The sequence below is a fragment of the Sellimonas catena genome (assembly GCF_027924685.1).
In the GTDB taxonomy this organism is placed as follows: Bacteria; Bacillota; Clostridia; order Lachnospirales; family Lachnospiraceae; genus Sellimonas; species Sellimonas catena.
The window spans coordinates 1-2664 of record NZ_BSBO01000080.1; the positions used below are offsets into that span (position 1 = coordinate 1).

Genomic DNA, 2664 nt, shown 5'->3' on the forward strand with positions numbered 1-2664 from the left:
GTAAGTAGGTAATCATCCGTACCTTGACAAAACAAAAAATCCCCCGGCACTTACCAGGGGAAAATCTGTCTCTTACTTTTTAAGTTTGCTGTGACAATCAGCTGGCAGGCTGGTGGACCAGGGAAGCAGTTCCAGCATGGCTTCCTTTTCCGGGAACGGACCAAGATCTTTCATCTGCCCCATCACATAGGTGAGATAATTGTAGGGTTTCAGCCCGTTTAGCATGGCTGTTTCCGTGATGCTGTATACAGTCGCGCTGGCCTGCGCTCCACGGATGCTCTTTGCAAAAAGCCAGTTCCGTCTCCCTGTCGCAAAGTTTTTCAGCGCACGCTCCGCCGCCAGGTTATCGATACTTAAGTGACCGTCCTCCAGATATCTCTTCAGATAAACCTCCTGGTTCAGGGTGTACAGGACAGCCTCACCGATCAGCGAAGACCGGTCTACGGAATCTTCCAAGGTATGGAGCCACTCAAAGAAAGCCTCTAAAAGCGGTTTTGCCTGCTTTTGACGCTCTTTATACCTCTCTTCCGGTGACTTGTCACGGATCATCTCCTCAATCTTATAGAGTATCCCGATCCGTGCCATTGCCTGATATGCGGTTGTCTCTTTCAGCTGCTCTTTGGTGAAATCCTTTTTCAGGACCGTCAGGGCTTCATCAAATCTGCGTCTCGCATGGGCCATGCATCCCGTTACAGTGATCCTTTCCGGGAGACTGTGGTATGCCTGGTAACCATCGCAGGTGAAATATCCCTCAAACTGATCTCCAAGGAATTCCTTCGGATGGTATCCGGCACGGGTCCTTTCGTATTGGAAGAGGACCATCTGCGGGGAACCGCTGTATTCATCGGTGAGATAGACCCACATCCAGTTCTGGGTGGACCCCTTCTGGTCCGGCTCATCGATCACCTGAATCCTGGTTTCGTCTCCGTGTAAATATTTACTCCGGAGCAGCTCTTCTTTCATCAGATCATAGAGCGGCTGCAGATACCGGTCGGCGCATTGGATGATCCAGTTCGCCATGGTCTTTGTGGAAAGATTCAGGTCATACCGGGCGAATTCCCGTTCCTGGCGCGCAAGCGGCATCCCGTTTACATACTTGGCATTCATGATGCCTGCCACCAGGGATGGAGTTGCCACACTGCCTTTCAGAAGGGACGGCGCTTTTTCCGGCCGTTTCATGGCCCCGCATTTCGGACAGCTGTACACAAAGGTCACTTCCTCCACGACCTCAAACCGTGCGGGAATGAATTTCAGCCGTTTTACGGTTTCCTTTGTGACAACCTTGTATTTCGTATTGCAGTCCGGGCAGTAACGGTCTGCCCCTGTCAGTTTGTACTCAATGACTTCGGTTGTCTCAAAGGAGGAAAGGTCTTCCTCCTTTTTGCCGGAACGTTTCTTCCTCTTGTAAGAAGACGGATGGACCTCTTCCAGGTCCGGTTCCGGGGTATTCGGGTCCGCTTCCTGCTCTGCCTCGTTAAAAAGATTCAGCTGGGTATACCCGTCCGCATATTTTTCACTGGACGCGCCAAAGCGTTTCCTCTGAGCAAGGGTAAGGCGGTCAGAGAGCATTGCGTTCAGGAATTCCAGTTCCTTTGTTTTCTCTTCCAGGATCTGGATCCTTGATTCCTGCTTCTGCAGCGTTTCTTCCTGCTTTTGACGATGCTCCTGCATGATCTTCAGCAAAGAGAGCATGTCCTCCCTGCTCATCCTGTTCAGTTGTTCTTCTGTAAAAACCGGATCCATCGCACATCCTCATCTTTCTGAAATCTCTATGGACAGTTTACCATAAAAAGGATCTGGTTTCTATTGAAAACCGCCTTCAGGAGTAGAGGAAAATCCGCGTAAAATCAAGGAATTTTCGGCTTTTTGCGAATTGACAGGAATCGGGATCAGACTACGATCTTCGGGTGGCGTTCTTCAAAAGCGCCGCTGGGGTTCAGGGATAATCCATCGCACAGCCAGTGGATCTCTTTGAGAGTCACTTTCCGCAGTTCATCCGGTGTGTCCGGCCAATGGAAGGAATTCCGATCCAGACGTTTCATCAGAATCCAGAATCCGGATCCGTCCCACTGGAGGATCTTGATCAATGTGCGTCTGCGATTGCAGAACGCGAACATACAGCGGGAGTACGGGTCGAGATGGAATTTCAGTTTGATGATTGCGGCTAAACCGGTATAGCTCTTGCGGAGATCTGTAACTCCGCACGCCAGATAGACCGTTGCGCTTCCTGAAAAATCAAGCATAGTTCTTCAAAGCCTGAAAAAGCGTAGTCATCAGTCTGGCCGGACAGTCAGCGCCAATCTCAATCCGGATGTTTCCCGGAAGAAGGATCGTAACAGAATGATTTCCTGTCCCGGCGTTAAACTGCAGCTCCTGTTCCGAAGGCAGCTTTGCGAACACCGGATCGGAGGCAGGTTCTGTTCCCGGGGCTTCTGACTGAATCTTTCGGATCCAATAGCCCAAAGTAGACGGCGGGATCTCATTCTGCTGACACCAGACTTTTCGGGATAAACCGCTTTCCTGGAAAGCATGGATCCGATCTGCCCAAAGATCAGCTTTTGAGATTACATTATTATTCATATCCATTGGTATTACCTCCATCATTTGAGACCATCTTATCAAATGCAGGAAGGGATTTGAAGGTACGGATGATTACCTACTTAC

The 2664-nt window shown here is 50.0% G+C and carries 3 protein-coding genes; all 3 read right to left on the minus strand.

The genetic code is table 11. The features are described 5' to 3' along the window. Positions 1–72: 72 nt before the first annotated feature. A complete protein-coding gene (tnpC, locus tag Selli1_RS18045) occupies positions 73–1743 on the minus strand; it encodes an IS66 family transposase (protein ID WP_281874468.1) in 1671 nt (556 codons plus the stop codon). A 146-nt stretch (positions 1744–1889) separates the two neighbouring features. After that, positions 1890–2243, minus strand: a complete 354-nt coding sequence (tnpB, locus tag Selli1_RS18050) for an IS66 family insertion sequence element accessory protein TnpB (protein WP_076776436.1) — start codon at positions 2241–2243, stop codon at positions 1890–1892. Continuing rightward, complete coding sequence (gene tnpA / locus Selli1_RS18055; RefSeq protein WP_281874472.1) at positions 2236–2586, minus strand: IS66 family insertion sequence element accessory protein TnpA; 351 nt, start codon at positions 2584–2586, stop codon at positions 2236–2238. The genes tnpB and tnpA overlap by 8 nt, the downstream gene beginning before the upstream one ends. Positions 2587–2664 lie beyond the last annotated feature (78 nt).

Coding starts and splice junctions, on each gene's coding strand:
- tnpC (WP_281874468.1), bottom strand. CDS start 1,743: ATGGATCCGGTTTTTACAGAAGAACAACTGAACAGGATGAGCAGGGAG.
- tnpB (WP_076776436.1), bottom strand. CDS start 2,243: ATGCTTGATTTTTCAGGAAGCGCAACGGTCTATCTGGCGTGCGGAGTT.
- tnpA (WP_281874472.1), bottom strand. CDS start 2,586: ATGGATATGAATAATAATGTAATCTCAAAAGCTGATCTTTGGGCAGAT.